Source organism: Micromonospora sp. NPDC005324, assembly GCF_040607155.1.
Taxonomy (GTDB): domain Bacteria; phylum Actinomycetota; class Actinomycetes; order Mycobacteriales; family Micromonosporaceae; genus Micromonospora; species Micromonospora trifolii.
The window spans coordinates 12622-31748 of sequence record NZ_JBEXGE010000037.1 but is presented as its reverse complement, the minus strand read 5'-3'; the positions used below and the strand labels follow the sequence as shown (position 1 = coordinate 31748).

General features: G+C 71.8%; 18 protein-coding genes. 10 read left to right on the top strand and 8 right to left on the bottom strand.

The features are described from left to right. Window positions 1–8: 8 nt before the first annotated feature. On the top strand, window positions 9–533 hold the full coding sequence (locus tag ABZS40_RS29230; RefSeq protein ID WP_354946778.1) for an N-acetyltransferase: 525 nt from the start codon (window positions 9–11) through the stop codon (window positions 531–533). Further along, window positions 530–1126: a GNAT family N-acetyltransferase gene (locus ABZS40_RS29225; protein WP_354946776.1), complete on the top strand. Its 597-nt coding sequence runs from the start codon at window positions 530–532 to the stop codon at window positions 1124–1126. The genes ABZS40_RS29230 and ABZS40_RS29225 overlap by 4 nt, the downstream gene beginning before the upstream one ends. Here the strand turns inward: ABZS40_RS29225 and ABZS40_RS29220 are convergent. Continuing rightward, a complete protein-coding gene (locus tag ABZS40_RS29220; RefSeq protein ID WP_354946774.1) occupies window positions 1018–1995 on the bottom strand; it encodes a YafY family protein in 978 nt (325 codons plus the stop codon). The genes ABZS40_RS29225 and ABZS40_RS29220 overlap by 109 nt on opposite strands. A gap of 61 nt (window positions 1996–2056) precedes the next feature. Between ABZS40_RS29220 and ABZS40_RS29215 the strand changes: the two genes are divergently transcribed. The 3 genes from ABZS40_RS29215 (at window position 2057) to ABZS40_RS29205 (ending at window position 4260) form a co-directional block, all read left to right on the top strand. Then, on the top strand, window positions 2057–2527 hold the full coding sequence (locus tag ABZS40_RS29215) for a VOC family protein (protein ID WP_354946772.1): 471 nt from the start codon (window positions 2057–2059) through the stop codon (window positions 2525–2527). 57 nt (window positions 2528–2584) lie between these two features. Continuing rightward, complete coding sequence (dinB, locus tag ABZS40_RS29210) at window positions 2585–3772, top strand: DNA polymerase IV (RefSeq protein ID WP_354946770.1); 1188 nt, start codon at window positions 2585–2587, stop codon at window positions 3770–3772. A 122-nt stretch (window positions 3773–3894) separates the two neighbouring features. Next, window positions 3895–4260: a hypothetical protein gene (locus ABZS40_RS29205; RefSeq protein WP_354946768.1), complete on the top strand. Its 366-nt coding sequence runs from the start codon at window positions 3895–3897 to the stop codon at window positions 4258–4260. A 157-nt stretch (window positions 4261–4417) separates the two neighbouring features. On the opposite strand, the gene htpG is transcribed toward ABZS40_RS29205, so the two are convergent. After that, entirely contained in the window at window positions 4418–6346 is a 1929-nt protein-coding gene (htpG, locus tag ABZS40_RS29200; protein WP_354946766.1) for a molecular chaperone HtpG, read from the bottom strand. A gap of 150 nt (window positions 6347–6496) precedes the next feature. Between htpG and ABZS40_RS29195 the strand changes: the two genes are divergently transcribed. Continuing rightward, on the top strand, window positions 6497–7195 hold the full coding sequence (locus tag ABZS40_RS29195) for an SDR family oxidoreductase (protein WP_354946764.1): 699 nt from the start codon (window positions 6497–6499) through the stop codon (window positions 7193–7195). Window positions 7196–7256: 61 nt separating this feature from the next. Here the strand turns inward: ABZS40_RS29195 and ABZS40_RS29190 are convergent, their stop codons facing one another. Continuing rightward, the gene (locus ABZS40_RS29190; protein ID WP_354946762.1) at window positions 7257–8708 is read right to left on the bottom strand and encodes a M28 family peptidase; all 1452 of its coding nucleotides are present in this window, start codon (window positions 8706–8708) and stop codon (window positions 7257–7259) included. A 202-nt stretch (window positions 8709–8910) separates the two neighbouring features. On the opposite strand from ABZS40_RS29190, the gene ABZS40_RS29185 reads away from it, so the two are divergent. Continuing rightward, complete coding sequence (locus ABZS40_RS29185) at window positions 8911–11688, top strand: ATP-binding protein (RefSeq protein WP_354946760.1); 2778 nt, start codon at window positions 8911–8913, stop codon at window positions 11686–11688. Between the two features lie 14 nt (window positions 11689–11702). On the opposite strand, the gene ABZS40_RS29180 is transcribed toward ABZS40_RS29185, so the two are convergent. Together ABZS40_RS29180 and ABZS40_RS29175 are read right to left on the bottom strand one after the other, a co-directional pair. Continuing rightward, the gene (locus ABZS40_RS29180) at window positions 11703–12461 is read right to left on the bottom strand and encodes a hypothetical protein (protein WP_354946758.1); all 759 of its coding nucleotides are present in this window, start codon (window positions 12459–12461) and stop codon (window positions 11703–11705) included. Next, window positions 12458–12958 (bottom strand): SigE family RNA polymerase sigma factor, encoded by a 501-nt coding sequence (locus ABZS40_RS29175; protein ID WP_354946756.1) that lies wholly within the window; start codon window positions 12956–12958, stop codon window positions 12458–12460. Before ABZS40_RS29175 ends, ABZS40_RS29180 begins: the two co-directional genes overlap by 4 nt. Before the next feature lie 137 nt (window positions 12959–13095). Between ABZS40_RS29175 and ABZS40_RS29170 the strand changes: the two genes are divergently transcribed. Beyond that, window positions 13096–13926 (top strand): DUF3152 domain-containing protein, encoded by an 831-nt coding sequence (locus tag ABZS40_RS29170; RefSeq protein ID WP_354946754.1) that lies wholly within the window; start codon window positions 13096–13098, stop codon window positions 13924–13926. Between the two features lie 13 nt (window positions 13927–13939). Here the strand turns inward: ABZS40_RS29170 and ABZS40_RS29165 are convergent, their stop codons facing one another. From ABZS40_RS29165 to ABZS40_RS29155, 3 genes are all read right to left on the bottom strand, one after another. Then, entirely contained in the window at window positions 13940–14581 is a 642-nt protein-coding gene (locus tag ABZS40_RS29165; RefSeq protein WP_354946752.1) for a hypothetical protein, read from the bottom strand. 127 nt (window positions 14582–14708) lie between these two features. Then, complete coding sequence (locus tag ABZS40_RS29160) at window positions 14709–15890, bottom strand: snapalysin family zinc-dependent metalloprotease (RefSeq protein ID WP_354946750.1); 1182 nt, start codon at window positions 15888–15890, stop codon at window positions 14709–14711. Between the two features lie 161 nt (window positions 15891–16051). Beyond that, the gene (locus ABZS40_RS29155; protein ID WP_354946748.1) at window positions 16052–16999 is read right to left on the bottom strand and encodes a DUF5937 family protein; all 948 of its coding nucleotides are present in this window, start codon (window positions 16997–16999) and stop codon (window positions 16052–16054) included. 108 nt (window positions 17000–17107) lie between these two features. Between ABZS40_RS29155 and ABZS40_RS29150 the strand changes: the two genes are divergently transcribed. Then, window positions 17108–18370 carry an MFS transporter gene (locus tag ABZS40_RS29150; protein ID WP_354946746.1) on the top strand — a complete coding sequence of 421 codons (1263 nt, stop codon included), beginning with the start codon at window positions 17108–17110 and terminating at the stop codon, window positions 18368–18370. Between the two features lie 130 nt (window positions 18371–18500). Beyond that, window positions 18501–19064: a hypothetical protein gene (locus ABZS40_RS29145; protein ID WP_354946744.1), complete on the top strand. Its 564-nt coding sequence runs from the start codon at window positions 18501–18503 to the stop codon at window positions 19062–19064. The last annotated feature ends 63 nt before the right edge of the window (window positions 19065–19127 follow it).

Here is a 19127-nt window from a genome sequence, read left to right as displayed (position 1 = left end):
GTGGCGCGGTGCTGATCAGACGCGAGACACCCGCGGATGTCGACGCCATTCGGGCGGTGCACTCCGCCGCCTTCGCGAAGGCTGACGGCGGTGACGCCGTACCGGTCGAGGCGACCCTTGTCGACGCGCTGCGCGCCGACGAGGGCTGGCTGCCCGCGTACTCCCTGGTGGCGACCGACTCGGACGGCCAGGTGGTCGGGCACGTGGTGGCCACCCGCGGCCGGGTGGGCGGTGCGCCGGTGGCGTTGGGCCTGGGGCCGCTGGGCGTGTTGCCCGACTGGCAGCGCCGCGGGGTCGGCAGCGCGTTGATGCACGCGGTGCTCGGCGCGGCCGACGCGCGGGACGAACCGCTGGTGGTGCTGCTCGGGCACCCCGACTACTACCCACGCTTCGGGTTCCGGCCCGCCGTCGAACTCGGCGTCACTCCGCCGCAGCCGTGGGGGCCGCAGTACTTCATGGCCCGACAGTTGCACGCGTGGCGCGAGTCGATCCGGGGCGAGTTCCGCTACGCCGGCCCGTTCGACGATCTGTGAACCCACCCGCTGTCCGTCGGCGGCGCGCCACCGACCTGGACGGCTGCGTCGCGGCGCTCGCCGAGGTTCACCGGGTCGACGGGTACCCGCTGAACTGGCCCGCCGACCCGCACCGCTGGCTGCGCGAGCCGCACCCGGCGCGAGCCTGGGTCGCCGTCGACGCCGATGCGGCCATTGTCGGACACGCCGCGGTGCATCGGATCCCCGATCAGGTGGACGGGCCGCCCGGCCGGCCGACGGCCGAGGTGGCTCGCCTCTTCGTGGTGCCGAAAGCGCGTGGGTTGGCGCTGGGCAGCGCGCTGTTGGACCGGGCCCGCCAGTGGGCGGACAAACGCGCAACGGACCTGGTGCTGGAGTTGGCCGGCGGTGGCACAGCGGCCGCTGCGCTGTACGAGCGCGCGGGATGGCGGTGTGTCGGCACCAGCACGGCACCATGGACCGCCCCCGACGGAAGCCCGGTGTCGCTGCGCCACTACGCGCTGCGTCACCGCCCGTCGGGTTCCGACGGCGCACCGGCCAGCACCGCCAGGCGACGGGCGAGCCGGCCTGCGGCCTCGCGCAGCTCGGGAGGCTCCAGCACCTCCATCTCGTGATCCAGGCGGGCGAGGTGAGCGGCGAGCCAGTCCAGGTTGTCGCCGCCGACGACCAGCACGGACCACCCGTCGCGGTCGTCCTCGACCCGCCCCACCTGGGGCGGGACCACCTCCCGCAACCGCTCCGGTTGGGCGTGCACCCGCACCCGGGCAAGGTACCGGTACGGCGCACCGGTCACGGCCCGCTGCACGAACGCGACCGGGTCCGGGTGCTCGCGCGCCGGGAAACGCCAGGTCGTCGCCACCGCCGCCCGCATCCGGTCCAGCCGGAACGTCCGCCAGTCGTCGCGGTCGACGTCCCAGGCCATCAGATACCAGCGACGCCCGGTCGTGACCATCCGGACCGGCTCGACCGTCCGCTCCTGCTCGCCACCGCTCCGCCCGGGATAGTGGAATCGAACGCGTACCCCGTCTCGACAGGCCCGGGCGAGTGTCACCAGCAGCTCCGCGTCGATCTCGGCGACCGGGCCGATGAGGGTGTCGGTGGAGCCGTGCACCGCCCGTACCTCGGCGCGTAGCCGCGACGGCATCACCTGGTCGAGCTTCGCGAGTGCCCGCAGCGCGGCCTCGCGCGCCCCGGCGACAGTGCCCCCGGAGGCGAGCCGCAGAGACACCGCCGTGGCGATCGCCTCCTCGTCGTCGAGGAGCAACGGCGGCAGCCGGGTGCCCGCACCGAGTTGGTAGCCGCCGCCGACGCCCGACACCGCGTGCACGGGGTAGCCGAGCGTCCGCAGACGCTGCACGTCGCGGCGCACGCAACGCCCGGTGACGCCCAGCTCGACGGCGAGTTCGGCGGCCGTCCAGGACAGTCGTCGTTGCAGCAGCGCCAGCAGGCGCAGCACCCGCTCGGTCGTCGCCTCGACGGTCACCCGTCGATCGTTGCACGAATAGCGGAACGACTCTGTCCGCTATCAGCGAGAGGCTGGGATCATGACCGACCAGAACAGGAAACAGGAATCCGCCGTGACCCGCGACGTCCAGATCACGTTCGACTGCGCCGACCCGGCGAGGTTGGCCACGTTCTGGGCCGAGGCGCTCGGCTACCAGGTGCAGGCCCCACCCGGCGACTTCGAGTCCTGGGACCAGGCGTTGGAGGCGATGGGTGTGCCGCCGGAGAACCGCAACGACGCGTCGGCGGTGGTCGACCCCGAGGGCACGCGACCACGGCTGTTCTTCCAGCGGGTGCCGGAGCACAAGCAGGTGAAGAACCGCGTCCACCTCGACGTACGCGCGGCCCCCGGGCTGGAGGGTGACGAGCGGATGGCGGTCCTGGAGGCGGAGGCCGAACGGCTCGCCTCGCATGGTGCCAAGCGGCTCAGTCGGCACGAGCCCTCTCCCCCGTTGGGGGCCGGTCATCTCATCATGGCCGACCCCGAGGGCAACGAGTTCTGCCTCGACTGACCGGGCGTCAGCCCAGCTCACTGCCGCACCGGCCGGGCGTCATGCGAACATGTGTACGTGTCGCCCGGCGCCAGCATCCTGCACGCCGACCTGGACGCGTTCTACGCGTCGGTCGAGCAGCGCGACGACCCGCGCCTGCGTGGGAGGCCGGTGATCGTCGGTGGCGGCGTGGTGCTCGCGGCCAGCTACGAGGCGAAGGCGCGGGGCGTCCGCAGCGCGATGGGCGGCCAGCAGGCGCGTCGGCTCTGCCCGGACGCGATCGTCGTGCCGCCCCGGATGTCGGCGTACACGGCGGCGAGCCGCGCGGTCTTCGAGATCTTCCGGCAGACCACACCGCTGGTCGAGGGGCTCTCCATCGACGAGGCGTTCCTCGACGTGGGTGGTCTGCGGCGGCTGGTCGGACCACCGGCCGAGATCGCCGAACGACTGCGCCGGGAGGTCAGCGACCGGGTCCACCTGCCGATCACGGTGGGGGTGGCCCGCACGAAGTTCCTGGCCAAGGTGGCCAGCGGGGTGGCGAAACCGGACGGCCTGCTGGTGGTCGCACCGGACGCCGAGCTGGCGTTCCTGCACCCACTGCCGGTGGAACGGCTCTGGGGCGTCGGCCCGGTCACGGCCGCCAAGCTGCGCGAACGCCGGATCCGTACCGTCGGGGAGGTGGCCCGCCTCGGTGAGGCGGCGCTGGTGTCGCTGCTCGGTGCGGGCGCCGGCCGCCACCTGCACGCGCTGGCGCACAATCGCGATCCCCGGGCGGTGCAGGTGGGGCGGCGGCGCGGTTCGATGGGCGCGCAGCACGCGTTGAGTCGTACCCCGCACGCCTCGACGGAGCTGGACGCCATCCTCGCCGGCCTGGTCGACCGGGTCAGCCGGCGGATGCGGACGGCCGGGCGGTCCGGCCGCACAGTGGTGTTGCGGCTGCGCTTCGGCGACTACACCCGGGCGACCCGCTCGCACACGGTGGGCAAGGCGACGGCGGACACGACACCACTGCTCGCCGCCGCCCGTGCGCTGCTACGCGCCGCACTGCCCGAGATCGATCGCCGTGGCGTCACGCTGATCGGTGTCTCCGTGGGTAACCTCGACGACAACCCGGTCCAGCCTGAGCTGCCTTTCCAGCCGGACCCCGGGTCCGATCTGGACGCTGCGGTCGACGCGGTCCGCGACCGGTTCGGATCAGCGGCGCTCACTCGGGCGGTGTTGCTCGGCCAGGAGCAGGGCGTGGAGATGCCGCTTCTGCCGGACTGACCGATAAGCGTGCGGCGTCCACGGTCGAGCTGCGATCAGAGACACATCACAGCAGGTCGGCGGTTTAGCCGGCGGCTGACGGGTGACCCTTGTGGGGTACAGCCTGACGAGGGGGGCCCACCATGTCCGACGACACCAGCAACCGACCGAGTCGCACCGCCGAGCGCCCGCACGACGTGACCGACCCGCTGCTGTGGCAGTTGGCGGTCGACGTGCTGAGCGCACACGAGCCGGACGACGAGGGCCGGTGCCGCAACCTGCAGTGCGCCGGGCAGTCCTGGCCGTGCGCGGCTCGTACCGGCGCCGAGCACTCACTGCGACTGGCCCGCAGCACACCCGCCCCGGTCGAGCGGACCGTCGACGGAACCGACGGCGACGACGTCGACACGGACGGGCGGCGCGACGCGGCGGTACCGGCCCCGCGCTGGAGCTGGAACGCCGGCCCCGTTGCGTCGCACCGAGGGTCGAAGGCCGCCTCCGCGGCGTGACGGACCACCCACACCTGAACTGATCCGCGCTACACAGGCGAACGCTCGGCCGGTTGTCCGGCCGAGCGTTCAGCTGTCGTGGCGCAGCCAGGCCACGATGCGGCGCAGCGCCAGCCGGCGAGCCCGCTGTTCGAACGGGCCGCCGCCCGGGGTACGCCTACAGGGTGCGCGCCAGCCGGTCGGCGAGCGTCCGGGTGAAGCGGGCCGGGTCGGTCAGCTCACCGCCCTCGGCGAGCACCGCCAGGCCGTAGAGCAGCTCGGCGGTCTCGGTCAGGGCGGCGGGGTCGCTGCCCTGCTCGTGGGCCTTGCGCAGCCCGGACACCAGCGGGTGACCAGGGTTGATCTCCAGGATCCGCTTGGTAGTGGGGATCTCGTGTCCCATCGCCCGGTACATCTTCTCCAGGGTCGGGGTGAGGTCGTGGGCGTCGCCGACGACGCAGGCCGGTGAGGTGGTCAGCCGCGACGACAGGCGGACCTCCCGGACGCTGTCCGTGAGGGTGGTCCCCAGCCAGTCGAGCAGCCCGGCGAACTCCTGTCGCTGCTGCTCGCGCTCGGCCTCGGCCTGTTGCTTCTCCTCGTCGGTGTCCAGGTCGATCTCGCCCTTGGCGATCGAGCGCAGTGGCCGACCGTCGTACGTGCCGACCCGCTCGACCCACACCTCGTCGACCTGGTCGGTGAGGAGCAGCACCTCGTGCCCCTTGGCCCGGAACGCTTCCAGGTGCGGAGAGTTCTCGATGGCGGCCCGGGACTCGCCGGTGGCGTACCAGATGTCGCTCTGGCCGTCCTTCATCCGCGACACGTAGCCGGCCAGGTCGGTGGGCTCGGCCGGGTCGTTGGTGGAGGCCACCGACAGGATGTCCAGCAGGGTGTCCCGGTTGTCGGTGTCGTCGATCAGCCCTTCCTTGACCACCGCGCCGAACTCGGTCCAGAAGGTGCGGTAGCGCTCGGCGTGGTTGGCCTTGAGGTCCTTGACAGCGGCGAGGACCTTCTTGACCAGGCGGCGGCGGACGATCTGGATCTGCCGGTCCTGTTGGAGGATCTCCCGGGAGATGTTCAGCGACAGGTCGTGCGCGTCGACCACGCCCTTGACGAAGCGCAGGTAGGTCGGGACCAGCGCCTCGCAGTCGTCCATGATGAAGACGCGCTTGACGTAGAGCTGGACGCCACGGCGGCCCTGCGGGGAGAACAGGTCCAGTGGGGCGTGGCTGGGCAGGAAGAGCAGCGCCTCGTACTCGAAGGTGCCCTCACCCTTCATGTGCACGACCTCGAGCGGGTCGGCCCAGTCGTGGCTGACGTGCTTGTAGAACTCGTTGTACTCGGCAGCGTCGACCTCGTCGCGGGGCCGCGCCCAGAGCGCCTTCATCGAGTTGAGGGTCTGCACCTCGCGGGTGGCGGCCTCCCCCTCGGCGCCGGGGCGTTCGACGCTCATCCGGATCGGCCAGGCGATGAAGTCGGAGTAACGCTTGACGATCTCGCGGACGGTCCACTCTGCGGTGTAGTCGTGCAGGTTGTCCTCGGTGTCGGCCGGCTTGAGGTGCAGGGTCACAGTGGTGCCCTGCGGCGCCTCGTCGACCGCCTCGATCGAGTACGTGCCCTCGCCGGTGGACTCCCAGCGGGTGCCACCGGTCTCGCCGGCCTTGCGGGTCAGCAGGGTGACCCGGTCGGCGACCATGAACGCGGCGTAGAAGCCGACGCCGAACTGGCCGATGAGGTCCTGCTTGGCGTGGGCGTCGGCGGACTCGCGCAGTTGGCGCAGCAGCTCGGCGGTGCCCGACTTGGCGATCGTGCCGATCAGCTGGACGACCTCGTCGCGGGTCATCCCGATGCCGTTGTCGCGCACGGTGAGGGTGCGGGCGTCGCTGTCGATCTCCAGGGCGACGTGCAGGTCGTCGGTGTCGGCGACGAGGTCCTTGTCGACGAGGGTGGCCAGCCGAAGCTTGTCCAGTGCGTCGGACGCGTTCGAGATGAGTTCCCGCAGGAAGACGTCCTTGTTCGAATAGATCGAGTGGACCACCAACTGGAGGAGCTGCCGCGCCTCGGCCTGGAACTCCAACGTTTCGGCCTGGTTGCTCACACCGTCTCCCATCTCGGCTCGTGCGAAGGTTCGCGGAAAGGATACGAGTCGTCACCGGTCGGGGTGTGGGCGCGTCCGGGTCGTATTCCCGATCCGGCCGGCCACCCCTCGTGACATAGCTGACTTTGCCTAACAGAAGTCAGGTTGGATAGCGTGACGGCCATGAAGATCGCTGGAACCACCGCCCTCGTCACCGGCGCCAACCGTGGCCTCGGCCGGCACCTGGCCGCCGAACTCCTCGCCCGGGGCGCCACCGTCTACGCCGGCGCCCGCAACCCCGACAGCGTCGACCTACCCGGCGTGACGCCGGTCCGCCTCGACATCACCGACCCCGCCTCGGTGGCCGCCGCCGCCGAGCTGGCCGGCGGCGTGAACCTGCTGATCAACAACGCGGGCATCGACACCCGGACCGACCTCCTCGACGGCGACCTGGACCTCGTCCGGCTGGAGTTGGAGACCCACTACATCGGCACCCTGTCGACGATCCGGGCGTTCGCGCCGGTCATCGCCGGCAACGGCGGCGGAACGATTCTCAACGTCCTCTCCGTGCTGTCCTGGTTCGGCTCTCCGACCCACGCGGCCTACAGCGCCGCCAAGTCCGCCGAGTGGGCGATGACCAACGTGCTGCGCGTCCAACTGGCCGACCGGGGCGTCCGGGTCGCCGGCCTGCACGTCGGCTACCTGGACACCGACATGGCCGCGGACATCACCGGCCCGAAGTCCGACCCGGCGGCGATCGCCCGGATCGGCGTGGACGGCATCGAGGCCGACGCGTACGAGATCCTCGCCGACGACCTCAGCCGCCAGGTGCAGGCCGGGCTGGCCGGCGGCGTCGCCGCGCTCTACCCGCAGCTCCCCTGACCCACGACGCGACGGGCCGCCACCGAAAAGAACCGGTGGCGGCCCTCTCTCGGCTACGCGGTCAGCTCGCCTGCAACGTCACGTCGTCGATCACGAAGGTGGTCTGCAACGACGAGTCCTCGGTGCCGGTGAACCGCAGCGTCACCGTCTGCCCGGCGAACGCGGCCACGTTGAGGCTGCGCTGCACGTAACCGGTCGCGGCGTTGAGATTGGAGTACGTCGCCAGCGTGGTCGAACCCGCCTGCACGGTGAGCCGGTCGTACGCCGTGGAGCTGGTGGTCTCGGCGGTGTCGATGTGCAGCCAGAACGACAGCGTGTACGTGGAGCAGCCGGCCGGCAGGGTCACCGACTGCGACAGGCTCTCGGTGCGAGTGCTACCGAACCCGTTGAGCCATGCCTTGTACGACCCGGTCCGGGCGGGCTGGCCGCTGGCGTTGGTGATCACGCCGGAGGACGCGGTCCACGGGGTGCTGCCGCTCTCGAAGCCACCGTTTCCGACCACCTGACCGCCGGTGCAGGTCGGGGTGCCGCCACCCACGGCGAGCTGCCACAGCGCGTACGCGACACCGTCGGCTGCCCGGTTCAGCACCGTTGCGCTGACGTTGGCCGTGGTGTCGCAGGACCGGTGGTAGCACGGGTCGTACGCGGAGTTGGCGGTGCCGCCCCACTTGGCCGCCTGGGCGCTGGTCTTGCGGGCGCTGGCGCCGGCGGCGTAGCCCGAGGTGGGGATGCCGGCCTGCTGGAAGTAGTAGTCGTCGGAGCGGCCCTGGCCCTCGACGTTCTCCTCCGGTTGCAGGCCCAACGAATCCCAGTACGCCTTCAGCGGCGCCGCCGTGGTCGAGCTGACCCGGTTGATGAAGTAGCCGCCGTTTGTCGAGCCGACCATGTCGAAGTTGTAGTAACCCTTGATATAGCCGCGCTGGGTGGCGCTGAGCGAATTGACGTAGAACCGGGAGCCGTTGAGCCCCTGCTCCTCGTCTGTCCACCAGGCGAACCGCACCCGTTTGGTAACGGTCGGGTTCTGTGCGGCCAGGACCAGCGCGTTCTCCAGCAGGGTCGACGAGCCGGTGGCGTTGTCGTTGATGCCCGGACCGGCGGAGACGCCGTCCAGGTGCGCACCGAACATGACCACCTGGTCGGCCGGGCCGCCGGGCCACTCGGCGATGAGGTTGTTCGAGGGGTACCGGCAGCTGGAGCAGTACTGCTCGCTGACTGTGTAGCCGGCCGACTGGAGCCTGGTCTTGACGTAGTTCAGTGAGGCGGTGTAGCCGGCCGAGCCGGCCCGTCGGTTGCCACCGTTACTGGTGGCGATGGCGTTGAACTGCGTCAGGTGCGCCTGGACGTTGGTGATGGAGATGTCCGGCGCGGCCAGCGCGGCGGCGGACGCGGCGATCGGCCGGGTCACCGTCGTGGCGGTCGGAGGTGACGCGGTCGCCGATTGGGCGGCCAGCGGCACCGTCATCCCGGCGAACACGGCGAGCGCGATTCCCGCGCTCAGCGTTCTGCCTCTCATGGGGGCTCCTCGGGGTTGGAGAGATACCCGAGACACTGACAGATATCTATTTCTTGAGCATCGGTCGTTCGTCCCGAACCGCCGCCGGTTCGACGGTGGGTACCGGCGTCGGCACAGGTGAGTAGAGGTGTCAGGATGGGTAGGTAACGCGGCAGGGGTCATCGGGCCCGGAACGGGGGCTTGCGATGGGGTCGGATCGAGCGTGACACGACCCAGCACTGACCTGTTCCTCGGCGGCGGCGACACCGGGCGGTTGATGGCACAACTGGACTGGGCCGGCACTCCGCTCGGCCCGGCCGGCGGGTGGCCACAGAGCCTGCGCGCCGCAGTCCGGATGGTGCTCTCCTCCCGGTATCCCATGCTGCTGCTCTGGGGTGAGAGCTACTCCCAGCTCTACAACGACGCCTACTCCGCGCTGATCGGCGACAAGCACCCCGCCGCGCTCGGCGACGACGTACGGGTGACGCTGGCCGAGGGCTGGAACGTGCTCGCCCCGCTGATCGAGGAGGCCATGGCGACCGGGGTGGCCAGCTGGGTCCCCGCGCTGCAACTGCTGTTGGAGCGGGCCGGCTACCGCGAGGAGGCGTACTTCAGCGTCTCGCACGCCCCGGCCCGCGACGACGACGGCCGCACCGTCGGCGTGCTGACAGTGTGCAGCGAGGTCACCCAGCAGGTGGTCGGCGAACGCCGGCTGCGTCTCCTGCGCGACCTGTCAGTGCTCGGCGACGGGCGCACCGTCGACGTCGACGCCACCGGCGCTCGCCTCATCGACGTGATCGACGGCCACCCCCTGGACGTGCCGTTCGCCGCCATCTACCTGCGCGACGACACGGCGCTGCGCCGGGTCGCCTGCACCGGCGGCGACCAGGGCCACGCCGGGGCTCTGCCGGACGCCGTCGAGCTGACCGACCCGGGCCCGCCCGCGTACGCCTGGGGGCTGGCGGACGCCGCCGAGGGCCGGGCGACACCGGTGACCGACGTCGCCGACCGGCTGCCGCTGCCCGCCGGCCCGTGGAACGACCCGGTCCGCGCCGCGCTGGCTCTGCCGCTGCCCTCCGCCGACGAGGATCAGCCGCTCGGCGTCCTGCTCGCCGGCGTCAGCCCCAGCCGAGGGCTCGACGAGGCGTACCACTCCTTCCACCAACTGCTCGCCCAGCAGATCTCCGTTGCTCTGCGCAACGCCCAGGAGTACGAGGAGGAGCGGCGCCGGGTCGAGGCGATGGCGGAACTGGACCGGGTCAAGACCGACTTCTTCGCCAACGTCAGCCACGAGTTCCGTACCCCGTTGACCCTCATCCTCGGCCCGCTGACCGACGCCCTCACCGACGCCGCAGCGCCGTTGGCGGCGGTGCAGCGGGAGCGGGTGGAGACCGGCTGGCGCAACGCCACTCGGCTGTTGACGCTGGTCAACAGCCTGCTCACCTTCTCCAGCCTGGAGGCCGGGCGGACGCGCAGCGACGCCCGTGTGGTCGACCTGGCCGCGCTGACCGCCGAGCTCGCCGGAGTGTTCCGGGCCGCCGTCGAGCGGGCCGGGCTGACCCTCGAGGTGAGCTGCCCACCGCTGCCCCGGCCGGTCGCTGTCGACCCGGTCAACTGGGAACGCATCGTCACGAACCTGCTCTCCAACGCACTGAAGTACACGTTCATCGGCCGCATCCGGGTCACCCTCGACGCCGACGACGAGGAGGTGCGCCTCACCGTCGCGGACACCGGCATCGGCATCGCCGAACGGGACCTGCCGAAACTCTTCGAACGCTTCCACCGGGTGCGAGGCGCCCGCTCGCGCAGTCACGAGGGCACCGGCATCGGCCTGGCCCTGGTGCACGAGTTGGCCCGGCTGGAGGGCGGCGACGTGCGGGTGACCAGCCAGGTGGGCGTCGGCAGCAGGTTCACCGTGACGCTGCCCTGGTCGGCGGCGCACCGCACCGCGGTCACCGGGCCGGCGGTGGACGGACGGGGTGACGCCGCCCGCGCCGCCGTCGAGGAGGCGATGGGCTGGCTCACCGAACCGGACGACGCGCTGACCGAGCCCGATTCCACGTCCGGGCCGGCCACTGACGAGCTGGCCGGGGCCCGGATCCTGCTCGCCGACGACAACGCCGACATGCGGGCGTACCTCACCCGGCTGCTCACCGGGCAGGGCTGGCGGGTGCGGGCCGTCACCGACGGCCGGCAGGCCCTCGACGAGATCCGCCGCGACCTGCCCGACCTGGTCCTGACCGACGTGATGATGCCGGTGCTGGACGGCTTCGACCTGGTGCGCCGGCTACGCGCGGACCCGGCGACCCGGACGCTGCCGGTGCTGGTGCTCTCCGCCCGCGCCGGTGGGGAGGCCAGCGTGGAGGGCCTGAGCCTGGGCGCCGACGACTACCTGGTCAAACCGTTCGCCGCGGCCGAGTTGATCGCCCGGATCCGGGCCAGCATCCGTCGAGCCCGCGACCGTACCCCTGCCGCGGCCGCAGCGGGCGACCCGGCGACGGTCGCTGCCCCGACTCTTCCGGCTCGACCCGCCCCGATCGGCCCCGGCACGCCGGCCCCGGCGGCCGAGCCTGTTCGCGACGCGTCAGTGGTCGGGCAGGCGCCGGCCGACCCGGACGGGCTGGGCGACGTCCTGGACGTCGAATGGACGTACCCGTCCGCGCCCACCTCCGCCGCCGCGATGCGTCGGGACGTCCGGGGCGCGCTGGACGACCTGGACGTCGACTCGGACGTGCTGGAAGATCTCCTGCTCGCCGCCTCGGAGGCCATGAACAACGCCGTCGAGCACGCGCAGCGGCCCAGCCGTCCCGAGGTACGGGTGCGCGTGCAGGTCGGTGGCGGGCTGAGCCGGATCTCGGTACGGGACTTCGGCACCTGGCGGGACCGCCGGCCGGCGATGGACCGGGGACGCGGCGCGCTGCTGATGAACGCCTACGGCGACGTGCGGCTGGTCTCCACCGCCGAAGGGACGACGGTGACCATCGAACGTCGACTGGCCTGAGCGCCGGCGGCGCGTCAGAGTCGGTGGCCGCTGCTGTCGTGGGCGATGATGCCGTCCAACCGCTCCCCCGGGGTGAGCTGCGCCGGGTCGAACCAGAAGATCAGCACCTGCTTGTCGACACTCCAGCGCGCCACTCGGGCGTCGACCTGCCGGCCGCCGACGGTGCCGATGATCCGCTTGGCAGGGCCGACGAAGTAGCCGAAGGTGGGCACCGGCGCAGCAGAGCCCTCGTCGTAGCCGATCTGGTGGAACCCGGCGCTGCGGTCGCTGCCGTCGACGTCGTTGACCAGGATGTCGGTGGTCACCGAGCCGTCCGGCGCCTGGCGACCGGCGGCCAGCCCGATGGACACCTTGGGCTCACCGGCCACGGACACCCGGACGAAGTAGTAGATCCGCCGGTCGGTGCCGTGCCGCACCCCGCTGTCCACGAACTGGCCCAGCGGCTTCGGCGGCGGCTCGTCGCGGCCCACCGTCGGCGGCGGCGTGGAGACCGGTGACTTCTCCGCCCACGGCGAGACACCCACCGACGGCGGAGCGACGGCGACCGGCGGTGGGTGCTCGGTCGGCGCCGGATCGCCCGGCCCGGACGCACCGACCGCCACCACGACGACCACGGCGGCCAGGCCGGTCGCGAGCGTCGCCGCCCCGGCTCCGGCGACGCGTCGACGGGTACGCAACCGACGTCCCTCGCGCATCACGGTGTCCAGGTCGAGCACGGCGTCGGGGCGCTCGGTCGCCCGCATCGCGTGGCGGAGCCGTTCCAGCTCGCTCATCGGCGCGCCTCCTCATCGGCCGTGCGGGGCGCGGCGGTGCGCAACTTCTCCAGGGCTCGCGAGCTGGTGCTCTTGACAGTGCCGACGGATACGGAGAGTTCCCGGGCCACCTGCGCCTCCGGCAGGTCGAAGTAGTAGCGCAGGACGACGATGGCGCGCTCCCGGGGGCTGAGCGCACCGAGGATGGTGACCAACCAGCGCCGGGTGGCCACGTCGTCGGCCAGGTCGCCACGCCGCTGCTCCGGCACCTCGTCGGTCGGGTACTCCCGCATCGGCCGCCGCCACCCGTCGACCAGATGGTTGACCAGCGTGCGGCGGGCGTACCCGTAGGCGTCGTCGTCATGGATTCGCGACCACGACGCGTAGGTGCGCACCAGGGCGGTCTGCGCGGCGTCCTCGGCCTGGTGGTGGTCACCGGTCATCAGGAACGCGGCGTGCACCAGTCGCGCGGATGCCGCCCGCGCGAACTCGACGAATTCCGCGTCACCCCGCGCCACCGCGAACCCTCCCCGTGCCACAGAGCTGGAGACGGGCGAGGCCGGCAAAAGGTTGAGCCCGGATCACATCAACTTTTCGCCACGGTCACCCGTCATCTCCTCCGCGCCGCCGCCGAGCGACGCGCGAGGGGAGAGACATGTCGACGAAGGTTACCCGCCGCTGGGGTCCCGCCTCGATGGCGTCGCTGCTGGTGGTGGCGCTGCTCACCGGGTGCGGCCTACCCGCCGCCGGGCAACCCGCCACCGACCCGGTCGCCGCCGGACCGCCGGCCAGCGGACCGGCGACACCTGTCGGTCGGCCGACCGGGGCCGCCGAGGTCCGATCCAGTTCCGCGCCCGTCATCCCGGTCAGCTACCCCGCCACCGGCGGTAACCGCTGGTCGGTGGCGCCCGGCGAGGCACCCTCCGGGCACGCGACGGCCGGCCGGTTGCTGCGCTACCGGGTCGCCGTGGAGCGCGACATCCGGGGCCTGCCGGCGACTGACATCGCCACGGCGATCACCACGACGTTGAACGACCCACGCGGGTGGACGGCGGGCGGGGCGTGGCGACTGCGCCGGGTCGGCGCCGGCGAGCCGACCGACGTCACCATCTACCTGGCGACCCCCGGCACCCGCGACACCCTCTGCCAGGACGTGCCGGACGCCTACACCTCCTGCCGCAACGGTGCCCGGGTGGTGCTCAACGTGGCGCGCTGGGTCAAGGGGGTGCCGGGTTACGGCGCGACGGTGGAGACCTACCGGCAGTACATGGTCAACCACGAGGTGGGGCACAAACTCGGGTACGGCCACGAACGGTGCCCCGGGCGGGGCCGGCCGGCGCCGGTGATGCAGCAGCAGACACTGGGCCTGCACGGCTGCACCGCGAACGCCTGGCCGTACCCGAAGGGCGAGGCCCGCTACAGCGGGCCGGTCGGGGCGTACGACGACGAGATCCCCCGGCGTGAGGGCGCCTACTCGGCGTCGTGAGGCCGGCGTGCCCTCAGGTTCGCCGGCGGCGCTCCTGTTCGAGTCGCTCGTCCTGCCGGCCCATCTCGTAGATGGCGTTGAGGCTGGTCGGCAATCGGCTGACATTTTCCGGCACCGGGCCGGGGTCCGGTGCCGGCCCGGAATCCGGTACGGGACCGGGGTCGGGTGCGGCGGCGGGGACGGGGGCCCGGCGGCGCAGGAGCAGCAGACCCAGCACCGCGAGAACCGCCACGACCAGCAGGTACGACACGGGTGGCCAGGCATTCCGGGTGGGGTTGGCGAGCGCGGGCGGGGCGGTCGGCGCGGGGGTGTCGCCGTCGCGCCACGGCACTGTGTCCTCGCGGGTGCCGGTGACCTCCCCGGCGGTGCGGCGATCGGGGGCGGGTGCGGGAGCACCGCCCGCCGACCCGGCGGGCCCGGGCACCGCGATGGCCGCGGGGCTGGGCTGATCGGCGACCGGTGGGCGACTCGGCGTGGCCGCCCCGGTGGGAGTGACGCTCGGCGTCGGAGCGGCACTCGGGGTGTCGCCGCCGAGCAGGTCGTCGACGATCTGGCCGACGCCGCCGATGATGTCACCAAGCGGATCAGAGGTGGCCGACGGCGACGGCGCGGGCGCGAGGGCGAGGGTCAGCGCGAGGACGACGACGGTAGGCATGACGCCACCTCCGATGTGCCGGATATGCCACGCACCGTACCGCATCGTGGGATCGCGTGGGCGACACCGGCACACCACGGGCGGGGGCGCGTCTGGCGCTCGCCCCCGCCCGTGGTGTCGCTGATGGTCAGACCGGCAGACCACCCACCTGAGTGGAGATCCACGATCGGATCGACGGCAGGTCGACGTAGATGGACGGGCCGGTGGCGCAGGTGGAGTTGTTGTTGCCGGCCCGACTCGTGGCGCCGATCAGGTTCCACACTCCGTTGACCCGGCGTACCTGCGGCCCACCCGAGTCGCCGTAGCAGGCGCCGGAGTTGCCGTTGGTGTTGTTGGTGCAGATCTCGTACGGGCCGTTGATGCCGGAGCAGCGGCTGTCGGCCACGATGGACGTGTCGAGTTCGTTGGCAACGGCCGGAGCCGAACCGCAGCCCCGCGGGGCGCAGGTCTGGCCCCAGCCGATGATCCGGGTGGCGGTGCCGACCGCGCCGGAGGTGCTCGGGATCGGGGCTGGCGCGTACGTGACCGAGCTGGCCAGTTGCAGCAGCTTGACGTCGACGCTCGGGTGGTCGACCGCACGGGTCACCCGCACCACGGTCCCGCCGCTGGAACGGTTGACGCTGCCCACCCGCACCGAGGACGGCGTCGAACAGTGCTTGGCGGTGACAGCCCAGTTGCCCTTGATCAGCGTGCCGGTGCAGCCGGAGACGTACACCATGAAGGGGTAGTTCTCGGTGGCCGGCCGGCCTCCGACCACCAGCGGGCTGATGTCCGAGGCGCCGTCCCAGGTGTAGGTCGTGCTGGCCGGCGCGGCCAGGGTGCCGGCGAACAGCGAGTTCACCCGGCTCGCCTCGGCGGCGCTGGGGTTCGCGTTGCGGCAGGAGACCGGTGCGCTGCTGCCGGACATCAGGTCGGAGCAGAGGCCGGTGCGCCGGTCCGGCAGGCCCAGGATGTGGCCGACCTCGTGGGTGGCGATGCGGGTGCGGTCGTAGCCCTGGTTGACGGCCGTGCGGCCCATCCAGATGCGGCCAGAGCCGAGGCCGGTCGGCTGCGCGCGGGGCCAGCCGTCGTCGACGTAGATGGTGATGCTTGCCGGGGTGCCGGCCAGGAGTCGGACGTTGCTGACCCGGCTGTTCCAGATCTGCGCCGCCTGGTCGAAGTTGGTGCGGAACTCGCCGGTCCGGCTCGCGTCGTAGTAGACGGTCCGGACGGCGGCGGCCGGCGTGCCGGTGGCGAGCTGCATCCCGGCCGCCGCCAGGATCGCCACCAGCATGGCCAGCGCCGCGCGTCTCAGTTGTCCTCGGAACATCGGGTACTCCCCTGCGGTCGTCCGGCGGCCGTCAGCCACCGGGTCATCGATGCACGTAAATATTAATGTGACGGCGATCGATGTTCGACATAGCGGAAGCGTCATACCGATGACGGTGTCCAACATCCCGGCGGCCCCCGGTCGCTCGAAGCCAACCGGCGTCAGCTGGCAGCCGCGCCGCTGGCGGCGATCATCGCCTCTGCCGCCGTCGTGCGGGCGTAGAGGACGAAGCGTCCGACGCGGTGGGTGCTCACCAGGCCGGCTTGGCGAAGCGCACCGAGGTGCTGCGAAACGGTGCCCGGCGTGAGACCACACCTGACAGCCAGTTCCACGGTCGAGGTCGGAACGGCCAGTTCGTGCAGCAGCACCGCCCGGGTGCGACCCAGCACCCGCGCCAACCCGCGCCCCTGCGGGGTCGCGTTCCGTTCCCACAGTGTTGCCACCGCCCGCGCCGGGAAGCGCAGCACCGGTTGTTCAGGAGAGCCGAAGTTGGACCACACCCGGCGGCCGATGAATACGGACGGTACGAGCAGCAGACCCCGCCCGTCGAGTCGCACCGTGCCGGCCAATGCGATGTGTTCCACCGACAGCGTGTCGGCCTCCAGCCGGACGAAGGGGTCGAGCTGGTTGAGTAGGCCATGAACCCCGTCAGTGGCCATTCGCTGTGCGCCGAGCAGCACCTCCCGCTCGAGCAGGGTGCGCATCCGAGGCCAGTAGGGCGCGATGACCGCGTCCACATACGCCCGGATGGCCTCGGCCAGCCGAGCCAGGTGACACGGCGGGTCGGCGTAGAGCGCCGCCAGGGGCGATGACCGGGGCCCGGGCAGCTCGTCGAGGCTGGCCCGCACCGCTTCGGCGGGGGTGGCGACGAGGGATGCCAACTCGATGTCAAGGGTGGGCTGTGAGGTGGCCGGCGGTGGGCAGACGAAGGTCGGGATGATCGGCGTCGGCATCTGCACCAGTTCGGCGAGGAGCTGCCACCGCACGCCGGCCAAGCGTGGCTGGACCCGCTCGGACCAGGCCAGATGCTCCGGAAACTGATGCGGCCGCTTGATGATCCGCACACTCGCCACAGCTTCCCAGAGCGGTGACACCGCAAATCGGGTCATCGCCAGGTCCCGCGCGTTCAGACCGACAAGCATCATTGGGCGCCCCCGACGGATTCGGCGAGAGTCAAATCTATCGGTTCGAGGCGCTGCCGCCAGCACCGTGGCCGCATGACCACCGCCTCGATGACGACCGGATCGAAGGACCAGGACGATCTCTGGCCGCGTTCCTTCCGACTGCTCTACGCCGCCGCCCTCATCAATGGCGTCGGTTTCCACATCGGCCAGTTGGCCGTTCCGGTGTTGGCGGTGTCCCTACTGTCGGCAGGCCCTGGTGAGGTGGGGCTGCTCGGTGCGCTGAGCACCGCCGCGTTCCTGCTGATCGGCCTGCCGGCCGGAGTCTGGGTCGACCGGCTGCCGCACCGCGCCGTCCTGGTCACCACCGATCTCACCCGGGCGGCGCTGGTCGCATCGGTGCCGGTGGGATGGTGGGCCGGGTGGCTGACCATCCCGCAGCTGTACCTGGTGGTACTGCTCACCGGAGTCGCCACCGTCTTCGCCGACGTCGCCGCGCAGAGCTACCTGCCGGAGCTGGTCGGCCGGCGCCGGTTGGTGGCGGCGAACGCACTGATGATGAGCACCGGCGCGACCATGCAGATTGCGGGTCGAGGTCTGGGCGGGATCGTTGTACAGGCGCTCACGGCGCCAGTCGCGATCGTGCTGGACGCGGTGACCTTCGTCGTGTCCGGTGCGATTCTGGCCCGGATCCGTGCCGAGGCACCCCGCGGGCGTCCGCCGCAGGTGCCGGGCGGCTTCGTCCAACAGCTCGGCGCGGGCGTCCGGCACGTGACCGGCAATCCCCTGCTCCGCCCGCTCGCCCTCTCGACCGCGAGCATCAACCTGACCATGCAGCTGACCACCACCCTGCTGCCGGTGGTGTTCCTACGCGAACTGGGGCTGGGCGCCGCTGCCCTCGGCCTGTTCCTCGGCTTGGGCGGGATCGGCGCCCTGCTCGGCGCGGTGACCGCGCGCCCGCTCGCCGAGCGGATTGGTCATGGTCGCGCGCTCTGGCTGCCCGGGCTGCTCGCCGGGCCGCTCGGCGGGTTGGTCACGCTGATCGACACGGGGCCGATGCTCTGGGTGGCGGCGGTCGGTTGGCTGGCGCTGGCCTGGCGGACGGGAGTAGGCAACGTGATCGGGGTCAGCCTGCGCCAGGGTGTCACCCCGGACGCGCTGCTCGGGCGGATGAACGCCACCTTCCGGTTTCTGCTCACCGGGGCCCTCACCATCGGTGCGGTACTCGCCGGAGTGCTCGGACAGTACGGTGGCGTCCGGACCACACTGGTGGTCGGGGCGATCGCGAACGCGCTGACCTGGCTGCCGGTGTTCTGCTCCCCGCTGCGCACGCTCCACCGGCCGCCGACGGTCGACTGACCATCGGTCACCGTTACTCAGCGGTTACGCCGCGGCGAAGCGCCTGTGCCGGGGCAGGACGACGGTGACGGCAGAGGGTCACCGGCAGCGCCGCCGCGACGTGGCCCCGGTAGCGAACGGAGCCACCACAATGAGGATCAGGAGCGCACTGACCGCGTTGGCGGTCGTCCTCGCCGGGCTGATCGCCAGCGCCGGCAGCAGCACCGCCGCGGGCACCGCGGGCACAGCGGCGTACTGCGGGATCACCTGGGGCAGCGCGGAGAAGACGGCCGGCGCGCTGAGCGACGCCCCGCTGGTCGACGTACGGACCGGCCGGCACGACTGCTACGACCGGGTCGTGTTCGAGTTCAACGGCCCGGTGGACGGTTACGCGATCGGCTACGGCGAGACGTGGACCGAGGGCGAGGGGCTGGCGCTGTCGCCGTACACCGCCGGGGGCGCGCTGCTGCGGGTCTCGCTGCGGGCCCCGGCGTACGACGACGACCACCTGGGCACCGTGCCCTACGCGGTCGGTGAGCACGTGGCGAACCTGCTGCGCTACCCGACGCTGCGCGACGTGGTCTTCGGCGGCAGCTTCGAGGGCTACAGCACCTTCGCCATCGGCGTACGGGCGCGGTTGCCGTTCCGGGTGCTCGTACTCGCCGGCCCCGGCACTCACAGCCGGGTGGTGCTCGACGTCGCCCACCAGTGGTGATCGGAGCCGGCCGATCCGCTTGGCCGTCCGCCCAGTTCGAGCGGATGGCCAAGCGAGGCACCA